Consider the following 16,915-nt stretch of genomic DNA (forward strand, 5'->3'; position numbering starts at 1 on the left):
GGTATGAGTACTCGGCCAGTGCTGAGTCTCGTCACCGGCTTCGAAGAATTGTTCGACACCATCGAGGATCAGTGGCAGGAGCGTGCTCTCTGCGCGCAGACCGATCCCGAAGCGTTCTTTCCTGAAAAGGGAGGATCGACGAGGGAAGCAAAACGGATCTGCCTCGGTTGTGAAGTTCGTGACGAGTGCCTCGAGTACGCGCTCGCGAACGACGAACGGTTCGGAATCTGGGGAGGGTTGTCCGAGCGCGAGCGTCGGCGACTCAAGCGGGGGATCATCTGATCTGCTGCTGAATCGGTTCTGTCAGCGTCGGGGCTGACGGGCGGTCTTCGAAAGTCTGACCTGCAACGGGGAATTGCAGGTCAAGCAACGACTGTTTTGTTCTTCGTGTGGATTTACTTCTTCGTGTGACATCAGTTTTTTCGTCTGACAGTGCGTCAGTCCTCGTCGGGCAGTATCAGTCCTCGTCGGGCAGCGTGGGGTCGATGACCTGTGGGTCGACGCCCAGATACGTGCCGACTTGATGGACCAACACGTCGTGCACCAGATCCGTGAGTTCTTCCGGATCCTTCGCTCGCTGCTCCAATGGGCGGCGAAACAGCACAATTCTTGCGCGAGTCGTATTTCCGTGACGGTCGATTCCGGCCGGAATCAGTCGTGACAGTGGAACCGGGCCGTCTGCGATGACCTCCGGCGGCCATGTGACGGACTCCGGATCGTGCGCGTGAATCTTCGGAACTTCGTCCACTGCGATGTCGAGTTTCGTCAGCCGGTCGTGCCATGCGAGGTCGACGGGAGAGAAGGCGTCGAGCACCAGGAGATCGAACTTCTCCGCGCGGGTACGCCTGGCGGGCACCTCCGGGGGAAGTAGCGGTCCGCGCAGGCCACGGCCGTGTCGCTCGATGGAACGAGTAGTGACCGAGCGTCGGCGGCGGGCTTGTGGCATGGCGCCAGATTACGACAGGAGAAACTGCTCGGTGTGTCCGAGTAGGTTCCGGACGTGGGGAGGGCTAGGCTCCGTACCTGTGAGATCTCTGCGTCGCTGCTGCCGCCCCGGGTGCAAGAACCCCGCCGTCGCGACGCTTACGTATGTCTACTCGGACTCCACTGCGGTTGTCGGGCCGCTGGCAACCGTCGCCGAGCCCCATTCATGGGATTTGTGTGACACTCACGGCTCTCGAATCACCGCCCCCAAGGGGTGGGAACTCGTCCGCCACGAAGGCGGATTCGCGTCGAGTACTCCCGACGAAGACGATCTGACCGCTTTGGCTGAAGCTGTACGTGAGGCCGGTCTCGGAGATCGCAGCAAGTCCAACGTCGATGCAGATGAGGACATACGTCCCGCAGCTCCGAGTACTGCCCGTACAGGGCGTCGTGGACACCTACGCGTTCTGCCCGACCCGTCCAACTGACGCGAGATTCGTCGCCGTAGACGCTAGGCTCGACCGAGTACTTCCACACCCGAGTACTGCGAATCTCCGGACGCCATGCGCCCGGACGTTCCCGTCTGTGAGGGTGCATGCACAAGGAGAGTTTTCAGTGGGGCGAACAGCCGAGTCGGTTGCTGCAATCATCAAGGCGTACGACGTACGCGGTGTGGTCGGTGAGCAGATCGACGAAGATTTTGTCCGCGACGTCGGTGCGTCGTTCGCCCGCCTGGTCCGCGACGAGGCCGGCGCCGCCACGACGGTTGTGATCGGCTACGACATGCGCGCATCGTCGCCCACACTGTCTTCGGCTTTCGGTGACGGCGTGCTTGCTCAAGGGCTCGACGTCGTCTACATCGGATTGGCGTCGACCGACGAGCTCTACTTTGCATCCGGTTTGCTGAACTGCCCGGGCGCGATGTTCACGGCGAGCCACAATCCCGCCAAGTACAACGGCATCAAGATGTGTCGGGCCGGCGCCAAGCCGGTCGGTCAGGACACCGGCCTCGCAGTCATCTCCGCCGAGGTCGTCTCGGGTGTTCCCGCGTACGACGGACCGGCAGGCACCGCCAGCACCAAGGACGTCCTCGAGGAATACGCGAGCTACCTCCGCGGATTGGTCGACCTGGCTGCGTTGCGCCCGCTGAAGGTCGCAGTCGATGCAGGCAACGGTATGGGCGGCCATACCGCGCCGGCCGTATTCGGGCCGATGCCCCTCGACGTCCTGCCGCTGTACTTCGAGCTCGACGGCACGTTCCCCAACCACGAAGCCAATCCGCTCGATCCGGCCAACCTCGTCGACCTGCAGGCCTACGTGCGCGAAACCGGAGCGGACATCGGCTTGGCGTTCGACGGTGACGCGGACCGTTGCTTCGTCGTAGACGAGAAGGGCGACCCGGTCTCGCCGTCCGCGGTGACGGCACTTGTCGCCAAGCGCGAACTCGCGAAGGAACCGGGCGCGTCGATCATCCACAACCTGATCACGTCACGGGCAGTGCCCGAACTGGTCGAAGAACTCGGCGGCGTCGCTATTCGTACCCGAGTCGGCCACTCGTTCATCAAGCAGGAGATGGCCGAGACCGGTGCGGTGTTCGGCGGCGAGCACTCCGCTCACTACTACTTCCGCGACTTCTGGGGCGCCGACTCCGGCATGCTCGCGGCGCTGCACGTACTCGCCGCACTGGGCGAGCAGGATCGTCCGCTCTCCGAGTTGATGGCGGAGTACACCCGCTACGCGGCCTCGGGCGAGATCAACTCCACCGTGGCTGACGCGGCAGATCGTACGGCCGCTGTACTGGCGGCATTTGCCGACCGCACCGAGTCGGTGGATCGCCTCGACGGTGTCACGGTCAGTCTCGAGGGAAATGCCTGGTTCAACTTGCGCGCGTCCAACACCGAACCACTGCTGCGACTCAACGTCGAAGCACCCACGTCCGCCGATGTCGACGCATTGGTGAACGAAATTCTGGCGATCGTCCGGGCTTGAATCCGAGTCTGATCGGTTTGTCGGTGAGCCGAAGCCCTGGGATAGTTGGGGGACTATCTCAGGAACGACGGCCTCGGGAACGAGGGCTTTGCCACCACGGACCGCGTGGAGCTGGAATGCTGGATGGTGCGGGAACTGCTAACGGAGAAGGGGGTGCGGTGAGATGACAGCGCCGATGCCGCTTCTCGACCTCGACGACAGCGAGGGTTTGTCAGCTGCCGATTCGGAGGGGCTACTGCGGTCTGTAGCCATGGGCGGCGCACAGATTCGGGCCACCGCGTCGGCCGTCGGTGAGGGTGTGATCTCCCGATTGGCCGGTCTGCGTCCGCGCAGCGTCGTACTGATCGCCGGCGCGGGTGGCGCCCGGCACGGAGCCAGGATCGCGCTTGCTCTCGTCGGAGATTCGGTCGGTTGCCCGCTCCTCGTTCTCGACCGGACGCCGTCGTGGGCCGGGCCGTTGGACGTGATCGTCGTCGCCGGTGACGATGCCGGTGATCCACGCCTCGTCGAATCCGTTGACAGTGCCGTACGCCGCGGCGCCGAGGTTGTTGTCGCCGTTCCCGACGAGGGGCCCATGCGAGCCGTGGCGGCCGGGCGCACCATGCCCTTGCCACCGCGGCTCTACGCCTCGCCCCGGCACACGATGACGCGGTTCCTCGCCGTCTTCCTCGCGGTTGCCGCCGAAATCGAGGGCAAGGGATCGATCGAGGACCGTTCGGCGGTGCTCGGTCGAATCGCCGACGCAGTTGATGCGGAGGCGCTGCGGGACGGACCGGCCAACGAGGTATTCCACAACCCGGCCAAGTCGTTGGCCACCAGGATGAGCGGCCGACGAGTCGTTCTGTGTGGAAGTGGTTCCGTGACAACAGCACTCGCAGAGTTCTCGAGCGTTGCGCTGATGAGCTCCGGCCTGAACGCCGCTGCCGCCGAGATGTCCGAGGTGATTCGTTCGGCGCGGGCACTGTTCGCGCCGGACGCAGCTTCACGTGATTCGGTGTTCCACGACCCCTTCTTTCACGATCCGCAACTCGACGGCGCGCTGCCGACCCCGCCGGCGCGGGCGTTCGTCTTCGCGACCGAATCCACGCGCGGGGAGGCGAGGCGCCGGATGGACGCACTGGCTGACGCCGACCTGGTGGTCGCGGCAGACGAAGACCAGACCAACGTGGTCATATCGGAGATGGAGCAGGTATTCGTGTTGGCGTCTCGAGTAGACATGGCCGCGGCGTACGTGCAGTTGACGGGCGGTGCGAAGTAAGTGCGTGAACTCGAAGGTGCACTTCGTTCTTACGCGTGGGGCTCGCGAACGGCAATTGCCGAACTACGCGGTCTTTCGACTCCGTCGAATCATCCCGAAGCGGAATTGTGGTTGGGCGCGCACCCGGGTGACCCGGCGCGCGTGATCACCGAATCCGGAAGCGAGTCGTTGCTCGAGGTCCTGCACCGCGAACCCGAACGCGAACTCGGCCGCGAGAACCTCGAGACATTCGGTGAGCGACTCCCATTCCTGCTCAAGCTGCTTGCGGCGGAAGAACCGCTGTCGCTTCAAGCGCACCCCAGCGCCGTTCAAGCCGACGAGGGTTTTCGTCGTGAGAACGCAATCGGCGTTCCCATGGAATCGCCGATTCGCAACTACAAGGACGGCAGCCACAAGCCCGAACTCGTTGTCGCGCTGAGCAGATTCGAAGCGCTTGCCGGATTCCGCGAGCCGACGCGGACTGTCAAACTGCTGCGCGCTCTGGCCGTCGACGAGTTGGAGCCGTACATCGGTCTGCTCGAAGGCCAACCCGATTCCGACGGACTGCGGGCGTTGTTCACGACATGGATCACGCTGCCGTCCACGGTGCTCGGGACCTTGCTCCCTGCCGTACTTGCCGGGTGCATCACCTACGTCGCGCACCACGACGCCGAATTCGTGACCGAGATCCGCACCGCGCTGGAATTGAGCGAGGCGTACCCCGGCGACGCCGGTGTTCTGGCGGCACTGCTGCTCAACCGCGTCACCCTCGAGCCCGGCCAAGGACTGTTTCTCGCTGCCGGCAATCTCCACGCGTATCTCCATGGACTCGCGGTCGAGATCATGGCCAACTCCGACAACGTGCTGCGCGGTGGGCTGACACCGAAGCACGTCGACGTGCCCGAATTGCTGAGGGTTCTGGACTTCGTCGGGGCCGATATCGAAGTGCTCGATCCGGCCCCGTCATCTGGATCAGGTCAGTCAGGATCAGGTAGATACGAGTACGTCACGCCGGCGCCCGAATTTCGTTTGACGCGTCTGGAGTTCGACGCGAATTCCACGGACATCGTCGTCGACGCTTCAGGCCCGCGGATTCTGATCTGCACCGACGGCGCGGTCACTGCGACGTGCGGCACTGACACTCTCGACCTCGATCGAGGCCGAGCGGCGTGGATCGCTGCCGACGAGCCCGCGATACACCTGAGCACACGGACCCCGACTGCGCAGGTTTTCAGTGCCGTAGTCGGAAACTAGGAGACATTGTGTCGGCTCATGGTGGCAAGAAGGCAATTCTGGCGGCCCTCGGAGCCAATGCCGGAATTGCCGTAGCCAAGTTCGCCGGATTCTTGATCACCGGATCGTCGTCGATGCTCGCCGAATCGGTGCACTCGGTGGCCGACACGTCCAATCAGGGTTTGCTGCTCCTGGGGCAGAAGAAGGCAGAACGTGACGCGGATCAACTGCACCCGTTCGGCTACGGGCGCAACCGATACTTCTATTCGTTCGTCGTTGCACTGGTGCTCTTCACCCTCGGTTCGCTGTTCGCGATCTACGAAGGTATTCACAAGATTCAACATCCGGAAGAACTCAATTCGGCTTTCGTGGCAATCGCTATTCTTGTCATAGCGATTTGTCTGGAGGGCTACAGCTTCCGGACCGCAGCGAAGGAATCACGACCGCTCAAGGGAAATGCGTCGTGGTGGAACTTCATCCGAACCTCTCGTAGCCCGGAACTCCCGGTTGTGCTGCTCGAGGACACCGGCGCATTGATCGGTCTCGTCCTTGCACTCGGCGGCGTCGGTCTCACGATGGTGACCGGAAATCCGGTCTTCGACGGCATCGGAACTCTGTGCATCGGTGTCCTGCTCGGCATCATCGCGGTCATTCTGATCATCGAAATGCAGTCGCTGCTGATCGGTGAGGGCGCAACGGCGGTGGAGACCGAACTGATCCTCAACGCCCTGGTCGACGGAACTCGTATCGAACGCGTCATTCATTGCAAGACGCAGTACCTCGGTCCCGAGGAGATCCTTGTTGCTGCCAAGGTTGCGGTGCCGATCGGATCGACGATCTCGGACGTGGCGACGGCGATCGACGAGGCCGAGTCTCGCGTGCGCGCTGCAGTGCCTGCGGCGCGGGTGATCTACCTCGAGCCGGACCTGGATCGTCTCAGCGCAGGAGATCGCCCTGAAACAGATCTACAGGCTCCCGACAAACCCTGAACAAAGCTGCGCCTGCGGGCTTAGGCTGATGCCATCTCTCTACTTGCCCATGGTGGGACCTGCTGGTCCCCAGCAAGGAGGCGGCAATGGCTGTCAAGGACGAGCAGGCCGGATCTGGACGGTCGAAGCTGTTTCGAACCAAATCGATCGAGCAGTCCATCAAGGACACCGACGAGCCGGAAACCAAACTCCGGAAAGAACTGAACTCGTGGGATCTCACGGTGTTCGGTGTCGCAGTCGTCATCGGTGCGGGCATCTTCACACTCACGGCTCGGACGGCGGGAAATGTCGCCGGGCCGTCGGTCTCGCTCGCGTTCGTCATTGCCGCCATCGCCTGCGGACTGGCAGCGCTGTGTTACGCCGAATTCGCGTCGACGGTCCCGGTTGCCGGAAGCGCGTACACGTTCTCGTACGCGACGTTCGGCGAATTCGTCGCCTGGATCATCGGCTGGGATCTCATCCTCGAATTCGCCTTGGCGTCTTCGGTGGTCGCCAAAGGCTGGTCGCTGTACCTCGGCGAAGTGATGGGCTCACGCAGCCCGATCGTCGAGTTGGGGCCGATATCGTTCGACTGGGGTGCGGTGCTGGTGATCGCTGTCATCACGATCCTGCTCGCGACCGGCACAAAACTCTCGTCGAGGGTGTCACTGGTGATCACGGCGATCAAGGTCGCGGTGGTGTTGCTGGTGATCATCGTCGGTCTGTTCTACATCGACACCGACAACTACTCGCCGTACATTCCGCCGTCGGAGCCGGGCTCGACGGGAGAGGGCATCCACCAGTCGTTGTTCTCGTACGTGACCGGGGCCGGTGGCAGCACGTTCGGGTGGTACGGATTGCTCGCGGCAGCCAGTCTGGTGTTCTTCGCGTTCATCGGCTTCGACGTCGTCGCCACGACGGCGGAGGAGGCGAAGGAGCCGCAGAAGGCGCTGCCACGCGGCATCCTGGGTTCTCTCCTGATCGTCACGGTTCTGTACGTGGCGGTGACACTGGTGCTGACGGGGATGGTGAAATACACCGAGCTCGAGGGCGATACCTCCAACCTGGCAACGGCATTCGCTTTCCACGACATCACGTGGGCGAAAAACGTCATCTCGTTCGGCGCTTTGGCCGGTCTCACGACAGTGGTGATGGTGCTGATGCTCGGGCAGACCAGGGTGCTCTTCGCGATGGCACGCGACGGTCTGATGCCACGACGCCTGGCACCGACCGGCAAGCACGGAACCCCTGTGCGGATCACGATCTTGGTCGGCGTCGTGGTCGCGGTGCTCGCCGGCGTTTTTCCGATCGGCACCCTCGAGGAAATGGTCAACATCGGCACACTGTTCGCTTTTGTTCTCGTGTCGTTGGGGGTTCTCGTGCTTCGTCGGACGCGGCCGGACCTACCTCGCGGGTTCAGGGTGCCACTGGTCCCGCTGATCCCGATCCTGGCTGTCCTCGCGTGTCTCTGGTTGATGTTCAACCTGTCGGTGGAGACCTGGATGAGGTTCGTGGTCTGGATGGCCCTCGGCGTTGTCATCTACTTCGCCTACAGCAGGCAGCACTCGTTGATCGGGAAGCGTGAACGCGGCGAAATCGAGTAAATGTACAAAGATTGTAATTTGTCTATCAATTGTACAAAATCAGTAGTACTGTCTACCTCATAGTGAACTGACTCACAGTTTTCGGGTCGGTCCGAATCGAGGAGGTAGACCGTGTCGACGCACGTGGACTCGCAATCCGGCCAGACGCTCCCGCCCGAGCAGTGGCGTGACAAGAAGAGATACCTCTGGCTGCTCGGCCTCGTGCCGCCGACGGCGGTCTTCATCGCCGTCGGATTGGTCGCGTTGTTCAACAGTCTCGGATGGAATGCGGTCTCGCCGGTGTGGTGGTGGATCGGGCCGCTTCTCGTCTACATCCTGCTCCCGATCCTCGACATCTTCTTCGGCCCGGACGGCGAGAATCCGCCGGACGAAGTGATGGAGCGCCTCGAGAACGACAAGTACTACCGGTATTGCACCTACATCTACATACCGTTCCAGTTGGTCAGCCTGGTCCTGGCCTGCTACCTCTGGTCGGCGACCGATCTGTCCTGGCTCGGAATCGACGGGGGACTTGGGCTGATCTCCAAGATCGGTCTGGCGATCAGTATCGGTTGTGTCGCAGGAATCGGGATCAACACCGCACACGAGCTCGGTCACAAGAAGGACGATCTCGAACGCTGGTTGTCGAAGATCACTCTGGCGCAGTCGTTTTACGGCCACTTCTACATCGAGCACAATCGTGGACACCACGTGCGCGTCGCCACGCCCGAGGATCCGGCGTCGTCTCGCTTCGGTGAGAGCTTCTGGACCTTCCTGCCGCGCAGTGTGTGGGGATCTCTGCGCTCGTCGTGGTCCCTGGAAAAGGCCAGACTCGATCGACTGGGTAAGAAGCCGTGGACAATTCGCAACGACGTCCTGCATTCGTGGTTGATGTCCGTCGTACTGTTCGGTGTCCTCGTCGCCGTCTTCGGCCTTTCGGTACTGCCGTTCCTGGTGCTGCAGGCCGTGTTCGGATTCTGTCTGCTCGAAACCGTCAACTACCTCGAACATTACGGACTGAAGCGTCGTCGTCTGGACAGCGGGCGGTACGAGCGTGCAGCACCGGAGCACAGTTGGAACAGTGATCACATCTGCACCAACATCTTCCTGTATCACCTCCAGCGTCACAGCGATCATCACGCGAACCCGACGCGTCGTTATCAGACGCTTCGAAGCATGGACGGTGCGCCCAACCTGCCCAGTGGGTACGCGAGCATGATCATCCTCGCCTACGTTCCACCGCTGTGGCGAAAAGTGATGGATCCCAAAGTCCTTGCGCACTACGGCGGCGACATCACCCGCGTCAACGTTCAGCCGTCCAAGCGTGATCGCATCCTTGCTCGGTACGGAGCAGCGTGATGAGCAGGTATCGATGCCCGGTCTGTGAATACGTCTACGACGAATCGAAGGGTGCACCACGAGAAGGGTTTCCGGCGGGCACGCCGTGGGATGCCGTGCCGGACGACTGGTGCTGTCCGGACTGCGGCGTGAGGGAAAAGCTGGACTTCGAGCCGATGCCGGCAACGGCGGGGAGTGAATCATGAACGACTACAAGCTGTATCAGTGCGCGCAATGCGGCTTCGAGTACGACGAGGCAGTCGGCTGGCCGGAGGACGGTATCGAACCGGGCACTCGCTGGGACGACATTCCCGAAGACTGGAGTTGCCCGGACTGCGGGGCGGCGAAGAGCGACTTCTTCATGGTTGAGGTCGAACGACGGTGAGATGCGTCGGCGTCGAACGGACCTAGGTGCGGCGGTAGTGTCGTCACCATGACTTCGACGCCCACTCGTCTGCCGCAGAAAGAAGCGTCGCGCCTGCTGCTGCGTACGTCGGTGCTCGATTCGATGCGTGAGTTGTTGACCGAGCGCGACTGGTCCGAGGTGACGCTGACGGTTCTGGCCAAGCATGCCGGTGTGAGTCGTCAGACGCTCTACAACGAGTTCGGCTCGAGGCAAGGGCTTGCCGAGGCGTACGCGCTTCGCCTTGCTGACGGCTTCGTCGACGCGGTGGACGAGGCCATGGTGGCGAACGACGGACGTGCAGTCGAGGCGTTGACGGCGGGTTTCGGATCGTTTTTCGCCTCCAGTGCAACCGACCCGTTGGTGATCTCTCTGCTCACCGGTGAGGCCAAGCCGGACCTGCTTCGCCTGATCACCACCGACAGTGCGGTCATCATCGAGCGCGCGTCGTCGCGGCTTGCGGAGAGTTTCCAGCGAGGGTGGATTCAGGCGTCACCCGCCGACGCCGGAATTCTGGCCAGGGCGATTGCGCGTCTCGGGCTGAGCTACATTTCGATGCCGCCGGAGTCCGAGGCTTCGGTGGCGGAGGATCTGGGCATACTGCTCGGGCCGTTCATCGACGTGGCGCGCGAGGGCCGCGCAGTAGAGGGGCGGGCGGGAGAGGGCGTCTAACCGATAGCCTGGTACACCGATAGGCTTGTGCAGAGTATGCACGTCAACCAGGAGAGGCAGATGACGACCTCAGTTTCAACAACGCCCGTGGCCGAGAGCCGTAACGGCATCGACTTCAAAGTTGCAGATCTTTCGCTCGCGGAGTTCGGTCGCAAGGAAATCCGTCTGGCAGAGCACGAGATGCCCGGCCTCATGGCGCTTCGTCGCGAATACGCAGAGGTGTTGCCGCTCAAGGGCGCTCGCGTTTCCGGCTCGCTGCACATGACCATTCAGACCGCGGTGCTGATCGAGACGCTGACCGCGCTCGGCGCCGAGGTCCGCTGGGCTTCATGCAACATCTTCTCCACGCAGGATCACGCTGCCGCCGCCATCGTCGTCGGTCCGCACGGCACCCCGGAAGAGCCCAAGGGCGTTCCGGTTTTCGCCTGGAAGGGTGAAACCCTCGAAGAGTACTGGTGGGCAGCCGAGCAGATGCTGACCTGGCCGGGTGAGCCTGCCAACATGATTCTCGACGATGGCGGCGACGCCACCATGCTGGTGCTCAAGGGCGCACAGTTCGAGAAGGCCGGCGTCGTCCCGCCGACGGACGACGACCAGGATTCCGACGAGTACAAGGTCTTCCTTGCACTTCTGCGTCAGTCCCTCGAGTCCGACAAGGGAAAGTGGACGGCAATCGCCGAGTCCGTCCAGGGCGTCACCGAGGAGACCACCACGGGCGTTCTGCGCCTGTACCAGGTTGCCGCTGCCGGTGAACTCACGTTCCCCGCTATCAACGTCAACGACTCGGTCACCAAGAGCAAGTTCGACAACAAGTACGGCACGCGCCACTCGCTGCTCGACGGCATCAACCGCGGCACCGACGTTCTGATCGGCGGCAAGGCTGCGCTGGTCTGCGGTTACGGAGACGTCGGCAAGGGTTGTGCCGAGGCACTTCGCGGCCAGGGCGCTCGCGTCGCGGTCACCGAGGTCGACCCCATCAACGCCCTGCAGGCGCTCATGGACGGCTTCGAGGTCAAGACAGTCGAGCAGGCCATCGGCTGGGCCGACATCGTGATCACGTCCACCGGTAACAAGGACATCATCACGTTCGAGCACATGAAGGCCATGAAGCATCAGGCCATCCTGGGCAACATCGGTCACTTCGACAACGAGATCGACATGGCCGGCCTCGAGAAGTCCGGCGACGTCACGCGGATCAACATCAAGCCGCAGGTCGACGAGTTCACGTTCGCCGACGGCCACTCGATCATCGTGCTGTCCGAAGGCCGCCTGCTCAACCTCGGCAACGCGACGGGCCACCCGTCGTTCGTGATGAGCAACAGCTTCTCCAACCAGGTCATCGCGCAGATCGAACTGTGGACGAAGCCGGACGAGTACGACAACGAGGTCTACCGCCTCCCGAAGCACCTCGACGAGAAGGTCGCCAAGATCCACGTCGAGGCACTCGGTGGCACGCTGACCAAGCTCACGAAGGATCAGGCAGAGTACATCGGCGTCGACGTCGAAGGCCCGTACAAGCCCGAGCACTACCGCTACTGACCCGGTGATTCGTCGCTGAGGATGTAGCGTCCGCCGTCCCCCGGTCTGCGCAAGCAGGCCGGGGGATAGGCTTGTCCGCCGTGGGAACACTGGTGGCATTGGAAGGCCTCGACGGCGCTGGAAAGCGAACGTTGATCGGCAAAGTGGAGAGCGAACTCCGCCGCGGCGGCACGTCGATCGCGACTCTGGATTTTCCGCGGTACGGGAAGTCGATCCACGCGGATCTTGCTGCCGAGGCACTCAAAGGATCGCACGGAGACCTGGCTGAATCCGTGAACGCGATGGCAGTCCTGTTCGCCCTGGACCGCGCGGGTGCGGCGGATCGGATCTCGGACCTGTTGTCCGCCAACGACATTGTTCTCCTCGACCGCTACGTGGCGTCCAACGCCGCCTACAACGCGGCGCGCGCGCATCAGGGCGTGGACGGCGAGATGGTCGCCTGGGTCCGTGAATTGGAGTTGGGTCGACTCGCTCTTCCCGCTCCCGATCTGCAGTTGTACCTCGACGTACCGGTAGCGCTGGCCGAGCAGCGTGCCCGCTCGCGTGAGGCCGAGGACGCGTCGCGTCAGCTCGACGCCTACGAGCGCGACGGCGGCCTGCAGGCCAGAACCGGTGAGCTCTACAAGCAGTTGGCAGCGACGGACTGGGTCTCGCCCTGGTGGATCGTGGGGCCGGAGACGGACCCGGCCGAACTGGCGCGCAGGCTCGCGGATTTCGCGTGATCGGTCACCCTTGCGGCCGGGATTCGAACTTTCCGGCACAGTAGAGGGAAAGACGCGGCACGCCGCACGGCCTCGTAACGGTCTGATTCATCGCTCCGAGATGCAACGATAGGGATATGAAACCAAGGATTCTGGTTGTCGACGACGAGACGGCACTCGCCGAGATGCTCACGATCGTGCTGCGTGGTGAGGGTTTCGATCCCTACGTGGTAGGCGACGGAACCCTGGCGCTCGCGGCAGTGCGTGAGACCCGGCCCGACCTCGTCCTGCTCGATCTCATGCTTCCCGGAATGAACGGGATCGACGTATGCCGAGTTCTGCGTGCGGATTCCGGCGTGCCCATCGTGATGTTGACGGCCAAGACCGACACCGTCGACGTCGTACTCGGCCTCGAATCCGGTGCGGACGACTACATCATGAAGCCGTTCAAGCCGAAGGAGCTGGTGGCGCGGGTGCGTGCTCGCCTGCGCCGCACGGAAGAGGAGCCGGCCGAGCTGCTGAGCATCGCCGACATCGTGATCGACGTTCCGGCACACAAGGTCAGCCGCGGCAGCGAGCAGATCTCGCTCACACCACTAGAATTCGACCTGCTGGTCGCATTGGCGCGCAAGCCGCGCCAGGTGTTCACCCGTGAAGTCCTCCTCGAGCAGGTGTGGGGATACCGCCACGCCGCCGACACCCGCCTGGTGAACGTGCACGTTCAGCGTTTGCGCGCCAAGGTCGAAACTGATCCCGAGAATCCCGAAGTGGTTCTGACGGTCAGGGGGGTCGGCTACAAGGCCGGACCGCCGTGAGCGGAGTTTCCAGGTGGCGTCGTCGTCTCAACCGACGGCTGACGCCATTTCTGCGGTGGTGTCACTCGATGAGCAACACCCTCGCGCACACGTGGCGACGCTCGCTCCAACTGCGAGTGGTCGTCTCGACTTTGACGTTGTCCTTGATCGTCATCGTCATTCTCGGTGTCGTGCTGACCAGCCAGATCACCGATCGGCTGTTGGAAACGAAGATCACCGCGGCGACCGAGGAAATGGACCGAGCCCGCGGCATCGTCGAAGACCAACTCGCGGGCGTCGACGATTCGACGGCGCTCAACGTTCAATTGGAAAGCGCTGCATCCGGACTGACGAGCCGTCGAAACCAGACCTCGGGCCAGGCCTCCGGGTCGGCCGGCACCTTCGACCCGGTGCTCATCGTGCCAGGGGACGGGCCGCGCCAGCCGACGAGTTCGGGACCGGTCGATCAGATCCCCGACAACCTTCGCGAGTTCGTCAAACGCGGCCAGATCAGTTACCAATTCGCGACGGTGTCCAACCCGAACGGTTACTCCGGTCCAGCGCTGATCATCGGTAGCCCCACCGCGTCGTCGATATCGGGACTCGAGCTGTACCTGATCTTCCCGCTCGCCAGCGAAGACCGGAGTCTGTCGCTTGTTCGAAGCACCCTGCTGATCGGTGGAGCCGTGTTGCTGGTGCTCTTGGCGGCGATTTCGCTGTTGGTTGCCAGGCAGGTCGTGCTTCCTATCCGATCGGCCTCACGAATCGCGGTGCGTTTCGCAGACGGCCGACTCAAGGAACGAATGCCGGTCCGCGGCGAGGACGACATGGCGCGCCTGGCCATGTCCTTCAACGAGATGGCCGAGAGTCTGTCCAAACAGATCACCCAGCTGGAGGAGTTCGGCAGTCTCCAGAAACGCTTCACCTCCGATGTCAGCCATGAACTGCGCACACCTCTGACCACGGTCCGGATGGCAGCCGACCTGATCTACGACGGCAGCGAGAACCTCGACCCGATGCTGCGTCGGTCGTCGGAACTGCTTGTCGCCGAGCTGGACAGGTTCGAGGGACTTCTGGCGGACCTCCTCGAGATCTCCCGCCACGACGCCGGTGTCGCGGAACTCGCATCCGAACAACTCGACGTGCGTATGTGTGCGCGAGCGGCCGTTTCCACAGTTCGCCATCTCGCCCGCGAATCCGGCACCGAACTGATCGTGGACATGCCCGACGAGCCCGTCATGGCAGATGTCGATCCGCGCCGCGTCGAACGCATCCTGCGAAATCTCCTGGCCAACGCCATCGACCACGGTGAGGGGAAGCCGATTCTGCTTCGCCTTCGCGCCGACGACAATGCCCTCGCCTTCATCGTCCGCGACAGTGGCGTCGGGTTGCGTCCGGGCGAGGAGAAGTTGGTCTTCAACCGGTTCTGGCGATCGGACCCGTCCCGCGTGCGCCGCAGTGGCGGCACCGGACTCGGCCTCGCGATCAGCGTCGAGGACGCGAATCTGCACGACGGCAAGCTCGAGGCCTGGGGCGAACCGGGAGTCGGAGCCTGCTTCCGGCTGACGCTCTCGCGCACCCGTGGCAAGAAAGTCGTGTCGAGTCCGCTGCCACTCAAGCCGACGACCACCAAATTCGTCCGCGCGCCGAGCGAAGCCGACATCGTCGCCGATACCGTCGGCGAGGTCACATCGTCCTTGCCGACTCCGCGCGAAACTGACTCACGGAACGAGTCCAACGGTGGGGATCGATCATGATCGGAACCCGCCGTCGTCTGGGACTTCTCGCAACAACCCTGAGCGTTCTGTTGCTGACCGGTGCATGCGCGAGTTTGCCGGAGTCCTCGTCGCCACAGGCAATCGGAACTCTGGCGACAGCCGTGCCCGGAACCTCCGTCGAATCACCGGCATCGGGGCGAGAGCCGGACCTGCTGGTACGTGACTTCGTAAAGGCGAGTACCGATCCGTCCAACCGGCACGCCGCAGCCCGTCAGTACCTGACCAAGGACGCTTCGGCGCGTTGGGACGACGCGGCAAGTGCTGTCATCGTCGACAAGGTCGATGTGCTCTCGGTTTCTCGAACCAGCACCGAAGCCGTCTACACGATTCGTGTGAACAAGGTCGGTCGCCTCGACCCGGGAGGACTGTACGTTCCCGAAGAGGGCAGCTTCGAAGCGAGGATGACCCTGGCGTTGACCGACGGCGAATGGCGGATCAGTGATCTGCCTCCCGGCGTGATCATGGAGCGTCCGCAGTTCCTCGGCGCTTACCAGCGGAAGTCGTTGTTCTTCCTCGACCCCACCAGCCAGACGGTCGTCCCCGATCTTCGCTGGATCTCCGGCGGGCAGGACCAGGTGGCGGCTCAGCTGATCGGTCTGATGATCGACGGACCGAAGGCAGCGCTGGCGCCGGCTGTGCGAAACGAACTGGGCAATGGCGTGTCGGTGATCGGTCCGATCACCAAGGCCGACGGTAAGCCGGGGCAGGTCGGAGTCGGTCTCGGTGGTGTGCGCATCAACTTCCGCCTTGACAACCCGATGGATGCTGCTACTCGCGGTTTGTTTGCAGCACAGGTCATTTGGACGCTCGCCAACGCCGATGTGGCAGGGCCGTACGTTCTGGAGATCGACGGCGAACCGCTGGACGCGGCTCATGCCGACGGCTGGACCACCGCCGACGTCGCATCCACCAACCCACTGGCCACCACGAGTGCAACCGTCGGACTGCACGCACTGCGCAACGGTTCACTGGTGAGTGTCACCGAGCAAGAGGCGACTCCGGTGCCCGGTTTCGCGGGCAATGCGGGCAACCTCACGGCGGCTGCTCTCTCACGGGACGGCAAGTTGGTGGCAGCCGTCGCGGACACCGCTCGGCCGGATCCCGGCACAAGATTCGACTTGTCGCTCGGGACATACGGCGAAGGGTCCGTTCCGGTACTCGAAGGCAGCGCCATCACCAGGCCTTCGTGGGAGTTGGACAACAACGCGGTCTGGACGGCTGTGAACGGCAATACCGTCGTTCGGGTCGTCCGTGAACCAGGCACCGGCCGGGTGTCGGTCACCAACGTCGACGTCGGGGCCTTGACGTCGGTCGGTTCCACGATCTCGGAACTGCGTCTGTCGCGGGACGGCGTGCGAGCGGCGATGATCATCGACGGCAAGGTCTACCTGGCTGTGGTCGTGCGCACCGCCAGCGGGGTCTACGCCCTGACGAGTCCACGCGCAGTGGCCTCCGGCTTGGGCAGTACCGCGCTCTCACTCGACTGGAGCAACAGCGACACCATCGTGATCGCGCGCAGTGGAGCCGACATACCGGTCGTCCAGGTCGCGATCGACGGCTCACGGATGGACGCGCTGCCGAGTGGAAACCTGACCGCTCCCGTCACCTCCGTGGATGCGTCGCCGACCACCGAGTACGTCGCCGACGCGCGTGCGGTGTTCCAACTGAACAACAACGACCCCGCCGGGGATCGCCGCTGGCGTGAGGTGACCGTGCTGACCGGACAGAAGGCGATTCCGGTTCTGCCTGGCTGACG

The 16,915-nt window shown here is 63.1% G+C and carries 17 protein-coding genes; 16 read left to right on the top strand and 1 reads right to left on the bottom strand.

Going from position 1 to position 16,915, the window contains the following annotated elements; all coding sequences use genetic code 11:
- Positions 1-3: 3 nt before the first annotated feature.
- Positions 4-282: a WhiB family transcriptional regulator gene (locus EHW12_RS10660; RefSeq protein ID WP_020907098.1), complete on the top strand. Its 279-nt coding sequence runs from the start codon at positions 4-6 to the stop codon at positions 280-282.
- Positions 283-457: 175 nt separating this feature from the next.
- Here EHW12_RS10660 and EHW12_RS10665 read toward each other — a convergent pair whose 3' ends face one another.
- The gene (locus tag EHW12_RS10665; RefSeq protein ID WP_003940797.1) at positions 458-946 is read right to left on the bottom strand and encodes a metallopeptidase family protein; all 489 of its coding nucleotides are present in this window, start codon (positions 944-946) and stop codon (positions 458-460) included.
- 79 nt (positions 947-1,025) lie between these two features.
- Here EHW12_RS10665 and EHW12_RS10670 point away from each other — a divergent pair, with 79 nt between their 5' ends.
- From EHW12_RS10670 to lpqB, 15 genes are all read left to right on the top strand, one after another.
- Positions 1,026-1,412, top strand: coding sequence for a DUF3499 domain-containing protein (locus EHW12_RS10670; protein ID WP_007731177.1), 387 nt, complete (start codon positions 1,026-1,028; stop codon positions 1,410-1,412).
- Positions 1,413-1,539: 127 nt separating this feature from the next.
- The gene (locus EHW12_RS10675; protein WP_003941022.1) at positions 1,540-2,913 is read left to right on the top strand and encodes a phosphomannomutase/phosphoglucomutase; all 1,374 of its coding nucleotides are present in this window, start codon (positions 1,540-1,542) and stop codon (positions 2,911-2,913) included.
- A gap of 163 nt (positions 2,914-3,076) precedes the next feature.
- Positions 3,077-4,171, top strand: coding sequence for a hypothetical protein (locus EHW12_RS10680; protein WP_030535017.1), 1,095 nt, complete (start codon positions 3,077-3,079; stop codon positions 4,169-4,171).
- The gene (gene manA / locus EHW12_RS10685; protein ID WP_064112580.1) at positions 4,172-5,404 is read left to right on the top strand and encodes a mannose-6-phosphate isomerase, class I; all 1,233 of its coding nucleotides are present in this window, start codon (positions 4,172-4,174) and stop codon (positions 5,402-5,404) included.
- 8 nt (positions 5,405-5,412) lie between these two features.
- On the top strand, positions 5,413-6,372 hold the full coding sequence (locus tag EHW12_RS10690) for a cation diffusion facilitator family transporter (protein ID WP_003940794.1): 960 nt from the start codon (positions 5,413-5,415) through the stop codon (positions 6,370-6,372).
- 86 nt (positions 6,373-6,458) lie between these two features.
- Complete coding sequence (locus tag EHW12_RS10695; protein ID WP_019747776.1) at positions 6,459-7,955, top strand: amino acid permease; 1,497 nt, start codon at positions 6,459-6,461, stop codon at positions 7,953-7,955.
- 111 nt (positions 7,956-8,066) lie between these two features.
- The gene (locus EHW12_RS10700; protein ID WP_030535014.1) at positions 8,067-9,293 is read left to right on the top strand and encodes an alkane 1-monooxygenase; all 1,227 of its coding nucleotides are present in this window, start codon (positions 8,067-8,069) and stop codon (positions 9,291-9,293) included.
- Positions 9,293-9,478: a rubredoxin gene (locus tag EHW12_RS10705; protein ID WP_082900830.1), complete on the top strand. Its 186-nt coding sequence runs from the start codon at positions 9,293-9,295 to the stop codon at positions 9,476-9,478. The genes EHW12_RS10700 and EHW12_RS10705 overlap by 1 nt, the downstream gene beginning before the upstream one ends.
- Entirely contained in the window at positions 9,475-9,657 is a 183-nt protein-coding gene (locus tag EHW12_RS10710) for a rubredoxin (protein ID WP_003940894.1), read from the top strand. Before EHW12_RS10705 ends, EHW12_RS10710 begins: the two co-directional genes overlap by 4 nt.
- Before the next feature lie 48 nt (positions 9,658-9,705).
- Entirely contained in the window at positions 9,706-10,347 is a 642-nt protein-coding gene (locus tag EHW12_RS10715; protein ID WP_003941024.1) for a TetR family transcriptional regulator, read from the top strand.
- Between the two features lie 60 nt (positions 10,348-10,407).
- Positions 10,408-11,886, top strand: coding sequence for an adenosylhomocysteinase (gene ahcY, locus EHW12_RS10720; protein WP_003940766.1), 1,479 nt, complete (start codon positions 10,408-10,410; stop codon positions 11,884-11,886).
- Positions 11,887-11,966: 80 nt separating this feature from the next.
- Positions 11,967-12,608 (top strand): dTMP kinase, encoded by a 642-nt coding sequence (locus tag EHW12_RS10725; RefSeq protein WP_064112583.1) that lies wholly within the window; start codon positions 11,967-11,969, stop codon positions 12,606-12,608.
- Positions 12,609-12,724: 116 nt separating this feature from the next.
- Positions 12,725-13,402, top strand: a complete 678-nt coding sequence (gene mtrA, locus EHW12_RS10730) for an MtrAB system response regulator MtrA (RefSeq protein ID WP_125050598.1) — start codon at positions 12,725-12,727, stop codon at positions 13,400-13,402.
- Complete coding sequence (mtrB, locus tag EHW12_RS10735) at positions 13,399-15,138, top strand: MtrAB system histidine kinase MtrB (protein WP_064688948.1); 1,740 nt, start codon at positions 13,399-13,401, stop codon at positions 15,136-15,138. The genes mtrA and mtrB overlap by 4 nt, the downstream gene beginning before the upstream one ends.
- On the top strand, positions 15,135-16,913 hold the full coding sequence (gene lpqB / locus EHW12_RS10740) for an MtrAB system accessory lipoprotein LpqB (RefSeq protein WP_042450111.1): 1,779 nt from the start codon (positions 15,135-15,137) through the stop codon (positions 16,911-16,913). Before mtrB ends, lpqB begins: the two co-directional genes overlap by 4 nt.
- Positions 16,914-16,915 lie beyond the last annotated feature (2 nt).

The organism is Rhodococcus sp. NJ-530, assembly GCF_003860625.1.
In the GTDB taxonomy this organism is placed as follows: domain Bacteria; phylum Actinomycetota; class Actinomycetes; order Mycobacteriales; family Mycobacteriaceae; genus Rhodococcus_F; species Rhodococcus_F qingshengii.

Coding starts and splice junctions, on each gene's coding strand:
- EHW12_RS10660 (WP_020907098.1), top strand. CDS start 4: ATGAGTACTCGGCCAGTGCTGAGTCTCGTCACCGGCTTCGAAGAATTG.
- EHW12_RS10665 (WP_003940797.1), bottom strand. CDS start 946: ATGCCACAAGCCCGCCGCCGACGCTCGGTCACTACTCGTTCCATCGAG.
- EHW12_RS10680 (WP_030535017.1), top strand. CDS start 3,077: ATGACAGCGCCGATGCCGCTTCTCGACCTCGACGACAGCGAGGGTTTG.
- EHW12_RS10695 (WP_019747776.1), top strand. CDS start 6,459: ATGGCTGTCAAGGACGAGCAGGCCGGATCTGGACGGTCGAAGCTGTTT.
- EHW12_RS10705 (WP_082900830.1), top strand. CDS start 9,293: ATGAGCAGGTATCGATGCCCGGTCTGTGAATACGTCTACGACGAATCG.
- EHW12_RS10710 (WP_003940894.1), top strand. CDS start 9,475: ATGAACGACTACAAGCTGTATCAGTGCGCGCAATGCGGCTTCGAGTAC.
- EHW12_RS10715 (WP_003941024.1), top strand. CDS start 9,706: ATGACTTCGACGCCCACTCGTCTGCCGCAGAAAGAAGCGTCGCGCCTG.
- ahcY (WP_003940766.1), top strand. CDS start 10,408: ATGACGACCTCAGTTTCAACAACGCCCGTGGCCGAGAGCCGTAACGGC.
- mtrA (WP_125050598.1), top strand. CDS start 12,725: ATGAAACCAAGGATTCTGGTTGTCGACGACGAGACGGCACTCGCCGAG.
- lpqB (WP_042450111.1), top strand. CDS start 15,135: ATGATCGGAACCCGCCGTCGTCTGGGACTTCTCGCAACAACCCTGAGC.